Origin of the sequence: Nonomuraea mangrovi (assembly GCF_042681425.1) — a bacterium.
In the GTDB taxonomy this organism is placed as follows: Bacteria; Actinomycetota; Actinomycetes; order Streptosporangiales; family Streptosporangiaceae; genus Nonomuraea; species Nonomuraea mangrovi.
In genome coordinates, this window is sequence record NZ_JBHUFV010000110.1 from 1 (window position 1) to 1,386 (window position 1,386).

Sequence of the window (1,386 nt, forward strand, 5' to 3'; positions counted from 1 at the left end):
ACTGTGCGGCGAGCATGATGCGGCCGCCGACGGGCCACAGGCCGTCGACGCGGTAGCGTGCGGGCTCCTCTGGGACGGCGAGGAAGTCGGTGAGCAGGAAGGCCTTGGGCGGCGCGATGCCGCTCGTGCGGGCCTTCCTGGCGCGCCGCTGGGCCTCTTCCCGGACCTTCAGTTTGCGCAGCTCGTGGGCGACTTCCCGCTCGAACACCAGCTGCTCGAGGTCGACGCCCGGCTCGCCCTCATCCACAGGTTGGGGGTGGAGTTGGTGGACGGTGGCGAGGTTGCCGTCGGCGAAAGGGGGCGGCGCCTGGGGATGGCCGGGCGGCAGCAGGTCGGAAAAGTCGTCGTCGCGCGGCGCCCGCTCCTCGACCGCGTCACGCACGGCGGTGGAGTCGGCGTGGCGGGTTTGGGCGATGGCCCAGGCAAGGATGCCCTGGAATTCGGCGCGGGCCATGCTGGGGGAGAGGGTGCGTTCGGCGTCGTCGCGGCTGACGAGCATCGTCAGGCCGAAGTACTTGGACAGCTTCTCCGCGGCGGTGAGCGCCGGGTAGAGGCCGGCGGCCGCCTCGCGCATGGCCCAGGCGGTGGCGGCGAGTGTGGCGCCGTGCCGGGACTCTCCTGCTTGGATGGCGGCGTCCCACCGGCTCAGGACGCCGTTGAGAAGTTCGGGTCGGTCGTTGCCGGTGTGGGCGTTCAGGAACGCGAGGACCTCGTGGTCGGTGGCCGCGTCGGAGGCGTCGCTCGCGTCGGGCAGCTGCTCGGCGAGCACTTCGGGCAGCGCAGGGAGCTCGCCGCCGCGCGTCCAGGTGTAGCGGCCGCCGTCGGCCTGCTTCTCGTGCTCCGAGGGGGCGACGATGATGATGCCGTTCTTCCCTCGGACCTCGCCCCACGTCTTGCCGAGCTGGCCGTTGCTGTTGCCGAGGTGGCGGCCGTCGGGGACGGCGTACAGGTAGTGGCCGCGCTCCGGGTCGTGCTCGCGCGTGGACTGGAACGGGGCCTGCACGTTGAGCAGTACGGCCTTGAGGAGGGGCGTGAGCTCGGTGGGGTCGTCGACGTCGAAGCAGATGGCTCCGGAGCGGCCGACGTGGAGCGCGAGGGCGTAGTCGGTGCCGGCAAACCAGCCGATGATGGTCTCGGTGTCGCGGCTGCTTTTGGCGGGCCAGCCCTTCCCGAGCACCGATCCGGCGTGCTTGGTGGCCTGGTTGACGGGGAGGACGTACCAGCCCGCGCGCGCGTAGGCGAGGGCGGCGGACAGGGTGTCCTGCTCGTCGTCGATGTCGGGGATGGCCAGGGGGACCGGGTCGGTCATGCGAGGCCCTGCCGGGGGTTGCTCATGGTGGGCCCCTTCTCGTGCTTGTTCCGGGTGGTGGTGCGTGCTTCTCCACG

Annotated in this window: 1 protein-coding gene; it reads right to left on the reverse strand. The window is 71.5% G+C overall.

Features of this window, described 5'->3' with window-relative positions; genetic code table 11:
• A partial coding sequence (locus tag ACFSKW_RS54600) for a bifunctional DNA primase/polymerase (RefSeq protein WP_379583800.1) occupies positions 1-1,309 on the reverse strand: 1,309 nt, incomplete at its 3' end.
• Positions 1,310-1,386: the final 77 nt, after the last annotated feature.